The organism is Burkholderia sp. E168m23, from assembly GCF_016586125.1.
Taxonomy (GTDB): domain Bacteria; phylum Pseudomonadota; class Gammaproteobacteria; order Burkholderiales; family Burkholderiaceae; genus Burkholderia; species Burkholderia orbicola.
This window is the reverse complement of the sequence record NZ_BCPP01001630.1, coordinates 1-696: the sequence shown is the minus strand read 5'-3', so window position 1 is coordinate 696 and position 696 is coordinate 1. Positions and strand designations below refer to the sequence as shown.

Genomic DNA, 696 nt, shown 5'->3' with positions numbered 1-696 from the left:
TTGCAGGGGTGGCGTGCGAAAGATGCACGATCCGCTTAATAGCCATATAGCCGATGGCGCGCCAAGGCGACGGCGCATGACCGTGAATGGCCACCTTCGCAGTGGATGACCATCGATACGATTTCTATCGGTAGGGCTTCGACAAAGGAGTGAATCGCCTGAGCCTGCTCCGCGGTGAACGTGCGGGCGAGTTTGTCCCGCGGCCTCTTCGATAGATTCGGGTTCAGGAAATCGACGTCCGCAAAGCTCAGTCGCAGCAGATGGCCCTGAATCAAGCGTGCGTTCATGCCGCGTGCATACATGCTGATGACGTGATCGTCGAAGCCGGGCAGCCGGCATTGATACTTGCCGGCCAATTGCCGTTCGAACGTTGCCTGCCGGTCATGCGGAATATCCAGCTTCAGTTCGCCGTTGGGGCGTGAGGAACGTCTTGGTGCGGGTGCCATTGCGGTGGTTGCCGGCCTTGCCTTGCTCGGTCCCGGCTTCCGGATGGTGGCTCATCTCGGCCATGCGCTTGGCCAACTGCTTCCTGAGCTGGCCGGCCAAGCCCCGATTCGCCCAGGATTGACTCGGCGTTCTTGCCCTGAACCTGGGCAAGCAACTGATCGTCAGTTCGTCGGGAAACACCTTCGGTGCCTTCGGATTCTTGCTCTTCTTGATCACTGTTGCATCGGTCATAGGACGTTAGTTCGGGGG

1 pseudogene is annotated in these 696 nt (G+C 59.3%); it reads right to left on the bottom strand.

The features are described from left to right. Positions 1-247: 247 nt before the first annotated feature. A pseudogene (locus JMF90_RS39330) lies at positions 248-678 on the bottom strand (transposase); the annotation flags it as partial. Positions 679-696: the final 18 nt, after the last annotated feature.